The 15,466-nt window shown below is 40.9% G+C and carries 14 protein-coding genes and 1 pseudogene; 9 read left to right on the forward strand and 6 right to left on the reverse strand.

Going from position 1 to position 15,466, the window contains the following annotated elements; translation table 11 throughout:
- Positions 1-302: 302 nt before the first annotated feature.
- From ACERJO_RS11205 to tnpA, 4 genes and pseudogenes are all read right to left on the reverse strand, one after another.
- Complete coding sequence (locus tag ACERJO_RS11205; RefSeq protein WP_373647483.1) at positions 303-800, reverse strand: nitroreductase; 498 nt, start codon at positions 798-800, stop codon at positions 303-305.
- A gap of 85 nt (positions 801-885) precedes the next feature.
- Positions 886-1,242: pseudogene (locus tag ACERJO_RS11210) on the reverse strand (serine/threonine protein kinase); the annotation flags it as partial.
- A 152-nt stretch (positions 1,243-1,394) separates the two neighbouring features.
- Positions 1,395-2,528, reverse strand: coding sequence for an IS200/IS605 family element RNA-guided endonuclease TnpB (gene tnpB, locus ACERJO_RS11215; protein WP_373647484.1), 1,134 nt, complete (start codon positions 2,526-2,528; stop codon positions 1,395-1,397).
- A gap of 10 nt (positions 2,529-2,538) precedes the next feature.
- On the reverse strand, positions 2,539-2,937 hold the full coding sequence (tnpA, locus tag ACERJO_RS11220) for an IS200/IS605 family transposase (protein ID WP_373647485.1): 399 nt from the start codon (positions 2,935-2,937) through the stop codon (positions 2,539-2,541).
- 332 nt (positions 2,938-3,269) lie between these two features.
- On the opposite strand from tnpA, the gene ACERJO_RS11225 reads away from it, so the two are divergent.
- The 7 genes from ACERJO_RS11225 to rbsB all read left to right on the forward strand — a co-directional run bounded on the left by ACERJO_RS11225 (position 3,270) and on the right by rbsB (position 10,285).
- Positions 3,270-4,406: a type II asparaginase gene (locus tag ACERJO_RS11225; RefSeq protein ID WP_373647486.1), complete on the forward strand. Its 1,137-nt coding sequence runs from the start codon at positions 3,270-3,272 to the stop codon at positions 4,404-4,406.
- A gap of 238 nt (positions 4,407-4,644) precedes the next feature.
- Positions 4,645-5,631 carry a LacI family DNA-binding transcriptional regulator gene (locus ACERJO_RS11230; RefSeq protein ID WP_373647488.1) on the forward strand — a complete coding sequence of 329 codons (987 nt, stop codon included), beginning with the start codon at positions 4,645-4,647 and terminating at the stop codon, positions 5,629-5,631.
- Positions 5,624-6,520 (forward strand): ribokinase, encoded by an 897-nt coding sequence (gene rbsK / locus ACERJO_RS11235; RefSeq protein WP_373647489.1) that lies wholly within the window; start codon positions 5,624-5,626, stop codon positions 6,518-6,520. Before ACERJO_RS11230 ends, rbsK begins: the two co-directional genes overlap by 8 nt.
- Positions 6,517-6,906, forward strand: a complete 390-nt coding sequence (rbsD, locus tag ACERJO_RS11240; RefSeq protein WP_247102560.1) for a D-ribose pyranase — start codon at positions 6,517-6,519, stop codon at positions 6,904-6,906. Before rbsK ends, rbsD begins: the two co-directional genes overlap by 4 nt.
- 16 nt (positions 6,907-6,922) lie before the next feature.
- On the forward strand, positions 6,923-8,416 hold the full coding sequence (locus tag ACERJO_RS11245) for a sugar ABC transporter ATP-binding protein (RefSeq protein ID WP_373647491.1): 1,494 nt from the start codon (positions 6,923-6,925) through the stop codon (positions 8,414-8,416).
- A complete protein-coding gene (locus ACERJO_RS11250; RefSeq protein WP_373647492.1) occupies positions 8,406-9,350 on the forward strand; it encodes an ABC transporter permease subunit in 945 nt (314 codons plus the stop codon). The genes ACERJO_RS11245 and ACERJO_RS11250 overlap by 11 nt, the downstream gene beginning before the upstream one ends.
- 14 nt (positions 9,351-9,364) lie before the next feature.
- Positions 9,365-10,285 carry a ribose ABC transporter substrate-binding protein RbsB gene (rbsB, locus tag ACERJO_RS11255; protein ID WP_373647493.1) on the forward strand — a complete coding sequence of 307 codons (921 nt, stop codon included), beginning with the start codon at positions 9,365-9,367 and terminating at the stop codon, positions 10,283-10,285.
- 355 nt (positions 10,286-10,640) lie between these two features.
- Here the strand turns inward: rbsB and ACERJO_RS11260 are convergent, their stop codons facing one another.
- Positions 10,641-11,312 (reverse strand): DUF3801 domain-containing protein, encoded by a 672-nt coding sequence (locus ACERJO_RS11260; protein WP_373647494.1) that lies wholly within the window; start codon positions 11,310-11,312, stop codon positions 10,641-10,643.
- 304 nt (positions 11,313-11,616) lie between these two features.
- Here ACERJO_RS11260 and ACERJO_RS11265 point away from each other — a divergent pair, with 304 nt between their 5' ends.
- On the forward strand, positions 11,617-11,706 hold the full coding sequence (locus tag ACERJO_RS11265) for a putative holin-like toxin (protein ID WP_247102572.1): 90 nt from the start codon (positions 11,617-11,619) through the stop codon (positions 11,704-11,706).
- A 449-nt stretch (positions 11,707-12,155) separates the two neighbouring features.
- Here the strand turns inward: ACERJO_RS11265 and ACERJO_RS11270 are convergent, their stop codons facing one another.
- Positions 12,156-13,019, reverse strand: coding sequence for a helix-turn-helix transcriptional regulator (locus ACERJO_RS11270; RefSeq protein ID WP_373647495.1), 864 nt, complete (start codon positions 13,017-13,019; stop codon positions 12,156-12,158).
- Positions 13,020-13,143: 124 nt separating this feature from the next.
- Between ACERJO_RS11270 and yicI the strand changes: the two genes are divergently transcribed.
- The gene (yicI, locus tag ACERJO_RS11275) at positions 13,144-15,465 is read left to right on the forward strand and encodes an alpha-xylosidase (protein WP_247102575.1); all 2,322 of its coding nucleotides are present in this window, start codon (positions 13,144-13,146) and stop codon (positions 15,463-15,465) included.
- The last annotated feature ends 1 nt before the right edge of the window (position 15,466 follow it).

Consider the following 15,466-nt stretch of genomic DNA (forward strand, 5'->3'; position numbering starts at 1 on the left):
TAAGTAAAGGCTTCCAGCACAAACAAACCCTAAACCCAATAACGATATTATTAAGCTCATAAATTGACCAGTGATTAAACCGAAAACTACTATTATTAAGCCGGAGATAAAAAATATCACACTCGATATCATGCATATTTTTCCATAAGTAGTTAGCCTTTTACACAAAATCTCTCCTCCTTGTTAAACCGCTCTATGAATAGTTGCTAATTCTCTTAGTTGAGCAAGAAACGTTCTTCTTCAGCTTTCTCTATCGTTCTACCTGTCTTTTGTAAAAGCTCTGCCATTTCTGTTTTGAATAACTATAATAACGAAATTACTGTCGCTAAGACCAAGCTTGTAACAAGAGACAGACAAATACCAATAACAAAGCCTCTAAAATGGTGAAAATGATTTTTGTATTCAGACATGCCTTCTGTCCCGTTGATGATAACGAACTTTGGCGTGACGCTACAAATTAGAAGCCAGTCGATAATGAGCCAATCGACTACATTGAAGACAGTTATTATTCCAAACATATTGATGAAGGCAACTAGAAAAGAGATTTCACCGCCATACGACTGCTTCATTAATAAAGTGGAAACGACTGGAATGCCTATGAGAAAGAGCATAAAGAATATACCTACAAACTTGGTTTGCATTTTTTCATATTTAGTCTTTTCAGCAACTACTTTTTGAATGCCAGCAGGATAGGATTGCAAAAGTAGTCTAGGGTTGTAATACAAGGTTACCAAGATAATTGTTGAAAGAATGATAGATAAACATATTCCATAAATCATGATTGACCATCCTAAGTGCATCTAATCCCATCCTCGCAAAACAATTTTTATGAGTGGCACCGTTATATCATGCGCTTTTTAAAACATCTAAGTGACTTTTAGTAGTTTATTGATTTAATACAGACTTCCAAGCATCATAGAATTCTTTTATCATTGAATATCTATTATTGCGATCTTCTTCGACTGCTCTTCTTGCAACTTCATAAAGACCTTGATTAGCATCCCATTTTGAGAAGGAACGATCCATTTCACCACCTAGTAGTCCAAACGCAATCGCGCCAAGATTGAAGACATTCGTAATAGAATCAATTGGAGACCCAAGTTCAAATTCTTCTGGGGATTTTGAACGATTTGACCCCCAGAAACCCTCACCTAAATCATTTATAGAAGGTGCCTCTCGATAAAAATCAATATCGCATATTTTTGTTTCATCATTCTTGAAATCGTATAGAATACTTCCATCTTGAACTACTCACCACTTAACATCCTTTCGGGTTGTTTGAAGTGGGAGATTCTTGGGAATAGAGCGTACTTGTTAGCGTATTTCTTTGCCAACAGAGGTTTCTCTTATTGACCAAGCTATCCCCGTAGATTCCTACGGTTCTATATTTTTGTTTAAGCCAAAACTAAGGTTCTTAAGCCTTCGGCTAGGATATTTTTGCTAGCATTTATATCTCTATCGTGATGTTCGTGGCAAACAGGACAAGTCCAATCCCTTATTTCAAGAGATTTCTTGCCATTTTGATATCCACAATCGGAACATATCTGACTAGACGGAAACCATCTGCTTATTTTCACGATTGTTTTACCGTACCATTTCGCTTTGTATTCTAATTTAGTTACAAAGGCAGACCATGATACATCAGAGATTGATTTTGCTAACTTATGATTGCGTAACATTCCTTTGGTGTTCAATTCTTCGATACAGACAATATCGTGGTTTTTGATTATCTCTGTACTTAACTTGTTAAGAAAATCGTCACGCTGGTTCATTACTCTTTCGTGTAATCTAGCAACTCTACGTTTTTGTTTCTGATAGTTTTTTGCATCAAGAAGGTTACTATCATTGTTTTTAGCATTTAACGCACGTCTTGAAAGCTTTCGCTGTTCACGTTTTAGTTTCTTTTCCATTTTTGATGTGAATTTATTGTTGTCAATCTTGCGACCATCAGAAAGAATGGCAAAGTCAGTGATGCCTAAGTCTATACCAATAGATGATTCAGTTTTCTCCAATGACTGTACTTCTATTTCTGCAAGAATGGATACAAAGTATTTACCACTAGGATTTCGTCTAACAGTAGCATTAAGGATACGACCATGTACTTCACGACTTTTGGCAAAGCGAACAAGACCAAGTTTCGGCAATTTGATTTTGCTGTCTACAATGGCAATGTTATTGTTTGTTTCTTTAGTCGTGTAGGATTGTACCTTATTCTTTTTAGAGTTGAAGCGTGGTGCTTTATTTTGTTTCTTGAAGAATCGAGTATACGAATCAGCAAGGTTTTTCAGTGAGGATTGAAGGGCAATGCTATCAACTTCTTTTAGCCATACTAATTTCTTTTTTAGTTGTGTTAATTCAGCAGAACAAGAATGGTAAGTTAAACCTTTGCCAGTTTCTTTGTATGTATCGTTCCATTGCCCTAAAAAGCGATTAAATACAAAACGACTACATCCGATTGTTTTAGCAATTAAGATTTCCTGTTCTTTGGTTGGATAGATACGGAATTTGTATGCTTTGTTGACTAACATTGTTTTCACCTCACTTTAGACCTTGATTTTCAATGTACTTTCTAACTACGTTGATTGGAGATCCGCCAGTAGTTAGTAAGCAAAAACTTCTCGACCAAAACATTTCTTTCCATAGCTTTTTTCTTATTTGTGGGAAGTCGCGTTTTATCAGACGAGAACTTGCACTTTTATAAGCATTGATGAACTTTGACAATTCTGTATTAGGGTGTGCTTTGAACAAGATGTGAACATGGTCTTTATCATGATGCCATTCGACTAGAGAGATATTATATTTCTCGCCTAGCTTTACAAACATATCCTTAGCATAGTCAGATACTTTATCATCAAAGACTTCTCTACGATATTTTACAACTAGCACAAGATGGTAATACATTAAGAATACTGAATGATTATTACTATCCAATTTCATTACAACATCAGCCTTTCTTTTACCTAAGACTGATTATATCATTAAGATATGAAGTGGGCAACAAAAGCCTTTAGGCTATCGCCTAACCGATTCATCTCCCCCTTATCGTTGGGCTTCGCCCTTCACACGATTGAAGAGGGAGTCTTCTGTCGGAAAATGATAAAAAGTGAGCGTATTTATAATAATGAAAGCGCAACTAAAATTATTTTCATGTAATAATTTCTTACAATAATCACCAAGAAGTAGGAGGTTCCTGCTATATTTCTAGCATACTACTTTTCCAATACATAGTCAGAAATAGTAGTAGTAGAGATGAAGGAGGAATTTACAGCATGAAGAAGTTTACGTTTACGCTCATGGCATTTGTTACACTGATGGTGGCATGCTCACAGGAGACGGTTGAGCAAGCTGAGGCTGATCCGATTGAAGATGGAGAAGCCGTTGTCGCGGAGGAAGGAAATGGAGAAGAGGAAGCAGAACAGCAGGAATTTAATGAGGATTTACCAAACATTTCGATTCTAGCAACTGGTGGGACGATAGCTGGATCTGGTAGCGTGGGAACGAATACGACTGATTATCAGGCAGGGGATATTGCCATTGAAGCATTGATTGAAGCTGTGCCTGAAATGACCGAGATTGCTAACATTAATGGTGAGCAAATTGTGAATATAGGAAGCCCTGATATTACGAACGAGCACTTGCTAACATTAGGTAATCGTATTAATGAATTATTAGCGACAGATGATGTTGATGGGATTGTTGTCACACATGGCACAGATACGATGGAAGAAACAGCATACTTTTTAAATTTAGTCGTAAAAAGTGATAAGCCTGTCGTGTTAGTTGGAGCGATGCGGCCAGCAACTGCCATGAGTGCTGATGGTCCATTGAATTTGTATAATGCGGTTTTAGTTGCGGGGCATGAGGAATCAGTTGGTCGCGGGACGCTTGTTTCCTTTAATGATCGAATTGCTTCAGCGAGACATGTTACGAAGACAGACACAACAGCGGTTGATACATTTGTGGCTACAGAAGAAGGGTACCTTGGAAGAATCGTTGGCGGCGTGCCACATTATTATACTGAAATAACACAATCGCATACGACCGAGACGCCATTTGACATCTCAGACTTAGAGGAATTACCACAAGTCGATATCATTTACGGTCATCAAAATAATGATCCATACATGCTTGATGCAGCAGTTGAAAATGGAGCAAAGGGGATTATTTTTGCAGGTCCAGGTAACGGTTCCATGTCATCGGTCATGCAGGAGGCGGCAATGGACATAATGGAAGAGGGTATGCCAATCGTTCGTGCTTCGCGAGTAGGGAATGGAACGGTTTCGCATAAGGATGATTATTTGACTGCTGATTCATTGAATCCGCACAAAGCTCGCATACTGCTAATGCTTGCGCTCACGGTTACAGATGATGAAGAGGAAATTCAAGAATACTATGATTCGTATTAATAGAGAGAGGTGAATGGGAACCCCTCCAGCTGGATAAAGTTGGAGGGGTTTTTGTCGAGGGATATCAAGTGAGCGCTTTCGATCGATTTAGAGCGTTTTTAATAGAAGTGGAGCGTTTTCACCCCCTGTTAGGTCACTCTCGATAAAAAAAGTGGCATTTTCACTAAGAATAATAGTTGACAAGAGTGCATGGACATATTATAGTATCTGTAACCGGTTACAGGTGAGGCGAGAGAACATGACAACAATCAAAGATGTAGCAAAGTATGCCGATGTGTCGGTTGCTACAGTATCTAGAGTGTTAAACAAAAAAGGATATGTGAGTAAGGATGCAGAAATAGCTGTATTAAAGGCCATTAAGGATTTAAATTATAAGCCGAATTCTGTTGCGCGATCTTTGTATCATAAGACATCTAAGATGATCGGCTTGCTCATTCCAGACATTTCGAATCCGTTTTTCCCAGAATTAGCACGTGCCGTTGAGGATGTTGCACTAACATACGGATATACGGTTGTGATCTGTAATACGGATGAAGATAAAAGGAAGGAACAGCAATATGTGGATGCGCTTAAGCAAAAGTATATTGATGGTCTGATCCTATCAACGAATCAATTATCGATCGATGATTACAAAAGCTTACACGTACCATTGGTTGCTCTTGACCGCTCTATTAGTGATTCTGTTCCAATCGTAACAGCGAACAACTTTATCGGAGCACAGCAGGCGACAGAGTACCTCATTGACAACGGAAGTACGTTTTTGGTGCATTTAAGAGGGCCAGTTGGAGTGAAGACAGCCGACCAGCGCTACAAAGGCTTCAAAGAAGTAGTGGAAAAGAAAGGCATTGCCCATGTAGTCGTGGAGTCTGAATTCAACATTCATCATGCTAAAAAGACCGCTCTTAATCTGTTTGAGCGTTATCCATCCATTGATGCGATATTTGCCAGTAGTGATATTATGGCAGCGGGAGTGATGAAGGCAGCAAAGCAGGTGGGTAAAGAGATTCCAACGGATGTCCAATTAATTGGGTTCGATGGGATTCCGCTTGGAGAGATGCTGACCCCTTCGTTATCAACGGTCATCCAGCCTATTTATGAGATGGGTGCCATTTCTACAAGGCTATTAATTAAGCAAATTGAAAAGCAGCCATTAGAAACGTTGCACTATGAATTAGAGACACAGTTGAATATACGTGAAACGACGAGGAGTGAAGAAGATGAGTAAATCAAAGCCTATTATTACGGTTATTGGAAGTATCAATATGGATATGGTGACAACGACGGTAAGGGTACCGGAGCAAGGTGAGACAGTCATGGGTGAGGGCTTTCGCACAATGCCTGGTGGAAAGGGAGCGAACCAAGCCGTTGCGGCAGCTCGCCTAGGTGCAGAAGTTCATATGATAGCAAGAGTAGGGGAAGATTCTTTTGGTAAAGAGCTTCAGTCTCATTTGAAGGAGCAAAATGTTAATATCGACAATGTGGAACCGGTTACAGATAATCATACAGGTGTTGCGACCATTGTGCTTTCGGAGCGAGATAATCGAATTATCGTATCAGCGGGTGCTAATTATGATGTGACACCTGATTATATCATGCAGCATTTAGCTATTATTGATCGAAGTGATATCGTTATAGTTCAATTAGAAATTCCGATTGAAACGGTTGAATGTGTAACCGGTTACTGCAAAGAAAAAGGAGTACCGATTCTGTTAAATCCGGCCCCAGCTCATCGGTTATCGCCTGCTATCTTAGATGCTGTGACTTATTTGACACCTAATGAGAAGGAAAGGGATGAGATGGAGCTTGATAGAGAGACCTATAAGGAGAAGCTAATTGTCACGCTAGGGGAAAAGGGCGTCAGTTATTTAACAGACGACCTAGCGGAAGAAATTCTTCCCGGATATAAGGTTGATGTAGTCGATACAACAGGTGCTGGTGATACCTTTAATGGTGCTTTGGCTGTGGCGCTTGGACGCCAAATGAAGATGAAGGATGCGATTCAATACGCGAATGCAGCCGCTGCATTATCGGTGCAGAAATTCGGAGCGCAAGGTGGGATGCCGACCGATGAAGAAGTGAGGGATTTTTTAGCAGAAAGGGCTCATGCAGAATGAAGAAAAAGGGGATTTTAAATAGAGATATTTCAAGTGTTCTAGCTAAGCTCGGACATACGGATCAAATTGTCATTGCCGATTGTGGGTTGCCCATTCCTGATGGTGTACCATGTATTGATTTGTCATTGGAGTTAGGTGATCCGACCTTTTTACGGACGTTAGATGTTGTGTTAGCTGATATGGAAGTAGAAAAAGGTATTGTTGCGAAGGAAATAAAAATGAGAAATGCCCAAATGTGTGAAACCATTCAGCAATATGAATTTCCAATTGAGTACGTAGACCATGAACGCTTAAAGAAACAGAGTCAAACGGCAAAGGCTGTTATTCGTACAGGTGAGACGACTCCATATGCCAATATTATTTTGCAGGCTGGTGTTATTTTCTAATTGGAGGTGAGTGTAGATGATTGAGATGACGGAAATCAACAAGTCCTTTAATGGGAACCAAGTATTGAAACAGGTCAACTTTGAAATTAAAAAAGGAGAAATCCATGCACTAATGGGGGAAAATGGCGCTGGAAAGTCAACGCTAATGAAAATTCTTTCTGGTGTTTACGAGCGAGATTCAGGAACGGTTGTCGTGAAGGGTAAAGACGTTCACTATACAAGTCCTAAGCAGGCAGAGAAGGATGGTATTGCTGTTATTCATCAGGAGTTAAATATTTTACCAGAGCTAACAGTTGCAGAGAATCTATTTCTAGGGAATGAAAAAACGTTTGGGAAAACGGGCTGGATGAAGACGAAGGAAATGAACAAGATCGCTGAGAAGCAGCTGGTCAAGCTAGGCTTGAAGCTTAAGCCAACGACGTTAGCGAAACACCTTTCAGTTGGAAAGCAGCAAATAATTGAGATTGCCAAGTCACTCATGACCAATGCGGAGGTCATTATTATGGATGAGCCAACTGCCGCTTTGACTGATCGCGAAATCGATACGTTATTTGAGATGGTGGAGAAATTAAAGCAAAAGGGTGTCTCGTTTGTTTATATTTCACACCGTATGGAAGAAATTTTTTCAATATGCGATCGAATTACTGTTTTGCGAGATGGACAATATGTTGGTACGAAAACGATTAAGGACACGAGCTTTGATGAGATTGTGCAAATGATGGTTGGACGAGAGCTTGGTCAACGTTTTCCTGAGCGGAAAGAGAATGTGGGTGAAACGAAGCTTTCTGTTAAGAGTTTGTCACGTAATGATGAATTTAAAAACGTTACCTTCGATATAAAAAAAGGAGAGATTTTTGGCATCTCTGGATTGATGGGGGCAGGTCGTTCTGAGTTAGTGGAGACGATCTTTGGTTATCGAAAGGCTGACCGTGGTGAGGTGTATATTGACGGTCAAAAAGTAACGATACGGAGCCCGGCAGATGCAATTGCCCAAGGGGTTGCTTTCGTTTCAGAAGATCGAAAATCAAAAGGATTAGTGGTTGATTTTTCTATTCGAGAAAATTTGAATATAACCAATTTAAAGACCCTGTCTGAAAAGGGCTGGATGATTCAATCTCGTGAAAAGGCACTGTATACCGAAATGGCTAAAAAACTTCACATTCGCTCTTCTGGCTCTGAACAAAAAGCAAAGTCATTAAGTGGAGGTAATCAACAAAAGGTGGTCATTGCCAAATGGCTTGGGATGAAGCCCGATGTGTTAATTCTAGATGAACCTACTCGCGGAGTCGATGTTGGTGCGAAGAAAGAAATCTATTCGATTATAAATGATTTAGCGAGCCAAGGTGTGGCTATTATTATGGTTTCCTCTGAGCTACCTGAAATTATTGGGATGAGCTCACGTGTAGCTGTGATGTGTGAAGGTGAGCTTATGACAATATTAGATCGGAAGGAATTATCAGAAGAGAAAATTATGCATTATGCGACAGGGGGAGATAAGCATGTTCGCTAATAAACGACTAAGTTCTATGCTAAGTATGTTAGGCCCTTTCATCGGACTCATACTTATTGTTATCATCATTTCAATCTTGAATCCGAGCTTTTTATCCGCATCTAATTTGTTAAATATTTTGCGGCAAGTATCCATTAATGCGTTAATTGCATTTGGAATGACGTTTGTTATTTTGACAGGGGGGATTGATTTATCGGTTGGCTCCATTCTCGCATTTTCAGGAGCGGTAACAGCTTCATTAATTGCCTCGGGCGTTGATCCGGTGCTAGCGGTGTTAATCGGTTTAATTGTTGGAACAATACTTGGTGCCTTTAATGGTTTTGTCATTGCAAAAGGGAAGGTAGCCCCTTTTATTGCAACATTGGCGACGATGACAATCTATCGTGGGTTGACGTTATTCTTTACAGGTGGACAGCCTATTTCAGGTATAGGGGACAGTTCGTTTTTCGCGATGATTGGTCGAGGCTACTTCTTTGGCATTCCTATGCCAGCTGTGACGATGATGCTAGCATTTGTTGTTTTGTATTTAATTTTGAAGAAGACCACATTCGGTCGTCGTGTATATGCCGTTGGTGGTAATGAAGAAGCGGCGATCTTATCAGGAATTAGTGCGAGTCGCATTAAAATATACGTGTACTCGTTAACAGGTTTTCTATCTGCGTTAGCAGGTGTTATTTTAACGTCAAGATTAAGCTCAGCCCAGCCAACTGCGGGACAGATGTACGAGCTTGATGCAATTGCGGCGGTTGTACTTGGAGGAACGAGCTTAACTGGTGGACGAGGTTGGATCGTCGGCACGTTAATAGGTGCCTTGATCATAGGAGTTCTGAACAATGGTCTCAATTTATTGGGAGTGAGTTCATTTTTTCAACAAGTTGTCAAAGGTAGTGTGATCTTATTAGCGGTACTATTAGACCGCAAAAAAAATGCATAAAGGGGAAGGTTAAAATGAAAAAGAAATTAATGATGTTAGTTGTAACAATTATGAGCATGTGGTTAATGGCGTGCTCGATGGAATCTCCAATAGAGAATGGTGATCGTGCAGACGGCGATAGTGATGAATTAGTTGTAGGGTTTTCCATTTCAACGTTAAACAACCCGTTCTTTGTGACATTGCAGGAAGGGGCGGAAGCTAAGGCAGATGAGCTAGGAATTGAATTAATCACCGTTGATGCGCAAGATGATGATGCGAAGCAAGTGAACGATGTGGAAGATCTCATTCAGCGTGGTGTTGATATTATTTTAATTAACCCGACCGATTCTTCTTCCGTTGTGTCAGCTGTCGAGTCGAGTAATGCTGCGAACATTCCGGTTATTACAGTGGACCGTGGATCTGATGGTGGAGAAATTACGGCTCATATTGCTTCAGACAATGTAGCAGGTGGCGAAATGGCGGCAGAATTATTAGTTGAGTTAGTCGGTGAAGGCGCTCAAGTAGTTGAGCTAGAAGGCATTCCAGGTTCATCAGCAGCACGTGAACGTGGAGAAGGGTTTAATAACGTAGCAGACAATGATCTAGATGTTGTAACGGCACAATCAGCGAACTTCAATCGAGCAGAAGGCTTAACGGTGATGGAAAACATTCTCCAAAGTAATCCAGATATCGTCGGTGTTTTTGCTCATAACGATGAAATGGCACTTGGAGCATTAGAAGCAGCTATTGCGGCTGGGCGTGATGATTTAGTTATTGTAGGGTTTGATGCGACAGAGGATGCTGTTGCAGAAGTGGATACTGGTCGTTTAGCCGGTACAGTTGCACAGCAACCCGTCTTAATCGGAGAGGAAGCGATTGAAGCGGCAATGAGCCTATTTAATGGTGAGGATATAGAAGAATTTATTCCAGTTGAGCTTGATCTTATTAGAGATTAGCTGTAAAAGAATCTGCGTTTAAGGTTGGATGAAAGGGGAATCCATCATCCAACCTTAAAGCCTTTGTCGTGCTGGTAGGCCAAACGGAACGGAAGTTAAAAGGAAGAAATACGTCGTTTAAGCGTATGAAGAGGAACGTCATTCCGTTAATGAGCCAAAAAAAGAGAAATGTGAAGCACAAATAGTCAAATAGCGGAATGAGGTTCCAAAAAAGCGGTCTGAAACGGTTTGATAATGGAAATAGAGGAATGAGGTTCCATCAAGAAGGTTGTAAAAAGAGGAGGGTCCTGAAAAAGTAAAAATCAACCTTTTTCAGGGCTCTCTCCTGCATGATTTTCTAATCTGAACAGATCTATTAGTTAATCGTTAACTGATAGGTACAGCCACATGCGCCACAACTGCATACTAACCAATTACACGTTTGACATTTATAATCGAATTGTGAGTCAAGGCCCTGTTTACAGTCAAAGCAGTGTGTGACTCGTTGAGCAGACTGCGGTTTGGAAAAAAGGAAATCGACCATTGAGCCTAGTAAGCTTGAGTTTTTTTGAGTGGGTGGGGGAACCTTTTGTGTTTGCATATAGGTTCGATTTTTCGCTTTTATTTCAGCTATTCGTGCTCTGGTTGCTTTTCTTTGCGCTTGTTGTTGGCGCCTGTCCTCTTGTTGCTTTTGTAGTTGTGCCTCGAATCGTCGCTGTTTTTCCTGTTCTTCTCGCTCTTGCTGCTTAACGTATTCATCGACCTTAGCGACTAATGCTTCGTCATCTTTAGCGGTTATTAAAAGATAGACGTTTTGTGTCGATGATGGATTGTTTCTTTGTATGTCGTAGCAAATGCCGATTAGCTTCTTGCTGTCATGAAAATGAGGCAGGATAGTGTCTGTAGCGTTAGGGAGTAAGGAGATCTCTCCATGCTTCGTAAACGCCTTTAATTGATCCTTTATCGTAAAAAAAGTGATTTTCTCCCGTTTTGATATCGCGACAATAGCAGGTAGCTGTAATTCAACGTGGGTAAATGTTTGCTTCATGACCAACCTCGCTTTATCCTTCTTATGATCTAGGTATATCGTAACATGCATGACTGAAAGAGAGAAGATGTTGAAATTAAATAAACGTTTAATTAAATGGAGTCTAGAGCAATTGAAATCAAATTTCTTTTAAGTCTATCGTTAAATAGTCGTTCACTTTTATGATGGCATGAAGTTATTTTACAATCTAATTAGAAATATCAAGATGGGAGGAACTCGAAGGAAAAATAAGGTATACTAGAAGGCAGGTATTAGATAAGAAGGTGAAGGGTTAGCTGATCCCCTAATGGAAGGGGGTGATGCGTTGACTGCTTTTGAGGGCATCTCATTGATGATTATGTTTGGAATGCTTGTGATTTCAATCTTATCATTTAAGGATGAGGACAAGAAGTAGCCACCCTTTGCTGGCAGCATAAAGGGTGGCTGTGTGTCACCGGTTTTAGAAGATGACAGCTTCCCAAAACTGGGAATATCTAATGCTTAGAATGGCTAATGTTACCAGCATTGGCCATTCGTTTTTTTAGTGTATGTGTTGATAGGTTAAAAATACCATAAAGTGAGTCAATTCGCAAATGGTTGAGTAAAAATAAATCCTAGTATGTGCTGCGCGAAGAGGAGATTGCCGCCATCAGAGAGTTAATGAGTACTCCCCCTGCCGTTAAATAACGGAAAATCCGTAGGTTGAGGAGATAGGGTCCTCCTCCTTCCGCTATTTCAGCAAAAATAGGGTGAAATGGGTCTGGAAAGCTTAAAATAGAGGAATGAGGAACCCAAACGCTGTGAATAGACGAACTTGAGAGGGAATAGCGGATTGAGGAACCGCTACACTGAGAATGCCCCCAACTACCCACGACCTTTCCGAAATTCAGATGGTGTACATGATTTCTTTCGTTTGAACATGCGAATGAAATAACTTGTGTTCTCAAAACCTACCTCAAGAGAAATGTCGAGAACGGAGCGATCTGTCTCCTTTAGTAGCTTCGCGGCTTTATTAATGCGGACATGATTCAAGTAGTCAATTGGTGTCATTTTAATATACGATTTGAAAAAACGACTAAAGTGACCGTCGCTCATTTGAATATGCGAGGCAAGGTCGTTAACAGTAAGACGTTCTTGAAGGCTTTTATCCATATACGTGAGCACCTGCTTCAGACGAGTGATGTTCTCGCTCTTTTCGGTTCGAGCTGGTGATTTCCGTTTAACCTCATATTCGTCCATAAGGTAAGCGAATAGGAGAAAGAGCTCCCCTTTTATTAGCAAAGGATAGGTTGAATTCTTTTCATCATAATGTGAGAGGATGGCTTCGATATGACGAAAAGCGCTAGCTTCTTTAATGAGAATTGGTTCGTCATCGTCCCACTCTAACAGTCGGTCAATGAAATGACTTTGTATCGTATCATAGGTCGCGCTGTTGATGAGCTGACTATGAAAGACGATTGCTTGCAAGCGGAAAGGCTCGTTGCCCACTGGATAAGCAGCGTGTAGCTGTCCGCTCGGAATGAATAACGCCTCTCCCTCCTGCAATGTCACTTCAGATGCACCGACCCGAATTAGCGCTTGACCATGTTCCATAACGAGAAATTCCATCTCATGGTGCCAATGCCATTGAAAAATCACATCCCCATCAAGATAATCGACCATATAAATATGAAAGGCAAACATCGGGTCACCGTGAACGCGATCCTCTAATAATGTATCCTTATTCATTTTATTCTCTCCAATATATCAGAATTGTGTTATGATTATGTGTCAATTATACAAGAAATACTCGTAATTAATCAGTATTATTTTAATTATAAAATAAAATAAGTGAACGAGAGGGGAATGCGAGATGAAATTCAGTAATGGACAATGGCTGACAAAAGAGGGTTATCAATTAATTAGTCCAGTCGAATTGTTTGATGTTGATCAGCATAAGGATTCGGTTACGCTAGTTGGTCCTCCAAAACCAATTGTGAATCGTTCGGGGCAGCTTGATACACCGTTAATTGAAGTGAATTTATCTTCACCGATGAAAGATGTGATTCGAGTACAAGTGGATCATCATAAAGGAGCACGTGATCTTGGGCCTCATTTTGAAATCAAAGAGGATGAAAATGTAACCGTTTCAATTAAAAACAATGATGAAGGTGTTGTTTTTTCAAGTGGAGATGTAAGCGCACAAATTAGTAAAGAAGGTGGATGGGAGCTTGGCTTCTATTATAAAGATGAGCTTCTAACAGCGAGTGAATTCAAAAGTGTTGCCCATGTTATTGCTGATGATGGCCAGACGTATATGCGTGATCAGCTCAGTATTGATCCTGGTGAATATGTGTATGGATTAGGTGAGCGTTTCACGCCATTTGTGAAAAATGGTCAGGTCGTTGACATTTGGAATAAGGATGGCGGTACGAGCTCTGAGCAGTCGTATAAAAATATCCCGTTCTACTTAACGAATAAGAATTACGGTGTGTTTGTTAATCATCCTGAAAATGTTTCATTAGAAGTAGCTTCAGAGCATGTGTCAAAGGTACAGTTTAGTGTGCCAGGGCAGAAGCTAGATTACTTTATCATTGGTGGCTCGTCGATGAAGGAAGTGTTGGAGAATTACACATCGTTAACGGGTAAGCCAGCATTACCTCCTGCGTGGACGTTTGGGTTATGGCTGACGACTTCCTTTACAACAGATTATGATGAGGACACAGTTAATTCCTTTATCGATGGAATGGCAGAGCGTGACCTGCCGCTACATGTGTTCCATTTCGATTGCTTCTGGATGAAGGAATTCCAATGGTGTAACTTTGAGTGGGATGACCGTATCTTTCCTGAGCCTCAGCAGATGCTTGAGCGCTTGAAGGCGAAGGGCTTGAAGATTTGTGTTTGGATTAATCCGTATATCGCACAGCGTTCTAGCTTGTTTATGGAAGCGAAGGAGAATGGCTATTTCATTAAAAAAGAAAATGGTGATGTATGGCAGTGGGATTTGTGGCAGCCTGGAATGGGAATTGTCGATTTCACGAATCCAGCAGCGTGCCAATGGTATGCGGATAAGCTACGTGATCTTGTTGATATGGGTGTCGATTCCTTTAAGACAGATTTCGGTGAGCGTATTCCGACAGATGTCGTTTACCATGACGGTTCTGATCCAGTGAAGATGCATAACTATTACACGTTCCTCTATAATAAAGTCGTCTTTGATGTGCTAGAGGAGAAGCTTGGCAAAGGGGAAGCTGCATTATTCGCTCGTTCAGCAACGGCTGGTGGTCAGCAATTCCCGGTTCATTGGGGAGGAGATTGTACGGCAACGTACGCATCGATGGCGGAGAGCTTACGTGGTGGGTTGTCGTTAGGAATGTCAGGGTTTGGCTATTGGAGTCATGACATTGGAGGCTTTGAAAGCACAGCAACGGCGGATGTGTATAAGCGTTGGGCCGCATTTGGTTTATTATCGAGTCATAGCCGTCTCCATGGAAGTAGATCATATCGTGTTCCGTGGTTATATGATGAGGAAGCCGTTGATGTCGTCCGTCACTTCACGAAGCTGAAATGTCAGCTCATGCCATATTTATTCAGTGAGGCCAATGAGTCCTCACAAAAAGGAATTCCGATGATGCGACCGATGGTACTTGAATATTCGAATGATCCGAATTGTGATCAGCTTGATCGTCAATACATGTTAGGTCAGTCTTTACTTGTAGCGCCAATCTTCAATGAAAAAGGAATCGCTAAATATTATTTACCAGAAGGAACGTGGTCGGACTTTGTAACAGGTCGTACGATTGAAGGAGGAGCGTGGAAGCAGGAGCACCATGATTATTTAAGTGTGCCACTCTTTGTTCGCCCGAACTCTGTCATTGCGGTTGGTCACAATGATACGAAGCCTGACTATGATTTCGCTGATCACGTCGACTTCCAGCTATTTGCGCTTGAAGCAGGAAACAAAGCGGAAACGACTGTTTACGCTGAGCAAGGTGAGGAGGAAGTATCGTTTACAGCAACACGAGAAGGAGAAACGATTACGATCTCGGTTACAGGAGCCAGTAAGCCATATACGGTTACGTTACGTGGTGTGAATCGTGTAGCAGGTGTGACTGGAGCAACAGCTGAGGATAGAGAGCTTGGTATAAGCTTAACTCCTGCAAAAGGTGAAAGTACGATTGTCGTTACGTTGTAAG

Origin of the sequence: Halalkalibacter sp. AB-rgal2, assembly GCF_041821005.1 — a bacterium.
Classification (GTDB): Bacteria; Bacillota; Bacilli; order Bacillales; family Bacillaceae_D; genus Halalkalibacter.

Bases quoted from the DNA above. Each gene is read 5' to 3' on its own strand.
- ACERJO_RS11205 (WP_373647483.1), bottom strand. From the start codon at position 800: ATGCACTTAGGATGGTCAATCATGATTTATGGAATATGTTTATCTATC.
- tnpB (WP_373647484.1), bottom strand. From the start codon at position 2,528: ATGTTAGTCAACAAAGCATACAAATTCCGTATCTATCCAACCAAAGAA.
- tnpA (WP_373647485.1), bottom strand. From the start codon at position 2,937: ATGAAATTGGATAGTAATAATCATTCAGTATTCTTAATGTATTACCAT.
- ACERJO_RS11225 (WP_373647486.1), top strand. From the start codon at position 3,270: ATGAAGAAGTTTACGTTTACGCTCATGGCATTTGTTACACTGATGGTG.
- ACERJO_RS11230 (WP_373647488.1), top strand. From the start codon at position 4,645: ATGACAACAATCAAAGATGTAGCAAAGTATGCCGATGTGTCGGTTGCT.
- rbsK (WP_373647489.1), top strand. From the start codon at position 5,624: ATGAGTAAATCAAAGCCTATTATTACGGTTATTGGAAGTATCAATATG.
- rbsD (WP_247102560.1), top strand. From the start codon at position 6,517: ATGAAGAAAAAGGGGATTTTAAATAGAGATATTTCAAGTGTTCTAGCT.
- ACERJO_RS11245 (WP_373647491.1), top strand. From the start codon at position 6,923: ATGATTGAGATGACGGAAATCAACAAGTCCTTTAATGGGAACCAAGTA.
- ACERJO_RS11250 (WP_373647492.1), top strand. From the start codon at position 8,406: ATGTTCGCTAATAAACGACTAAGTTCTATGCTAAGTATGTTAGGCCCT.
- rbsB (WP_373647493.1), top strand. From the start codon at position 9,365: ATGAAAAAGAAATTAATGATGTTAGTTGTAACAATTATGAGCATGTGG.
- ACERJO_RS11260 (WP_373647494.1), bottom strand. From the start codon at position 11,312: ATGAAGCAAACATTTACCCACGTTGAATTACAGCTACCTGCTATTGTC.
- ACERJO_RS11270 (WP_373647495.1), bottom strand. From the start codon at position 13,019: ATGAATAAGGATACATTATTAGAGGATCGCGTTCACGGTGACCCGATG.
- yicI (WP_247102575.1), top strand. From the start codon at position 13,144: ATGAAATTCAGTAATGGACAATGGCTGACAAAAGAGGGTTATCAATTA.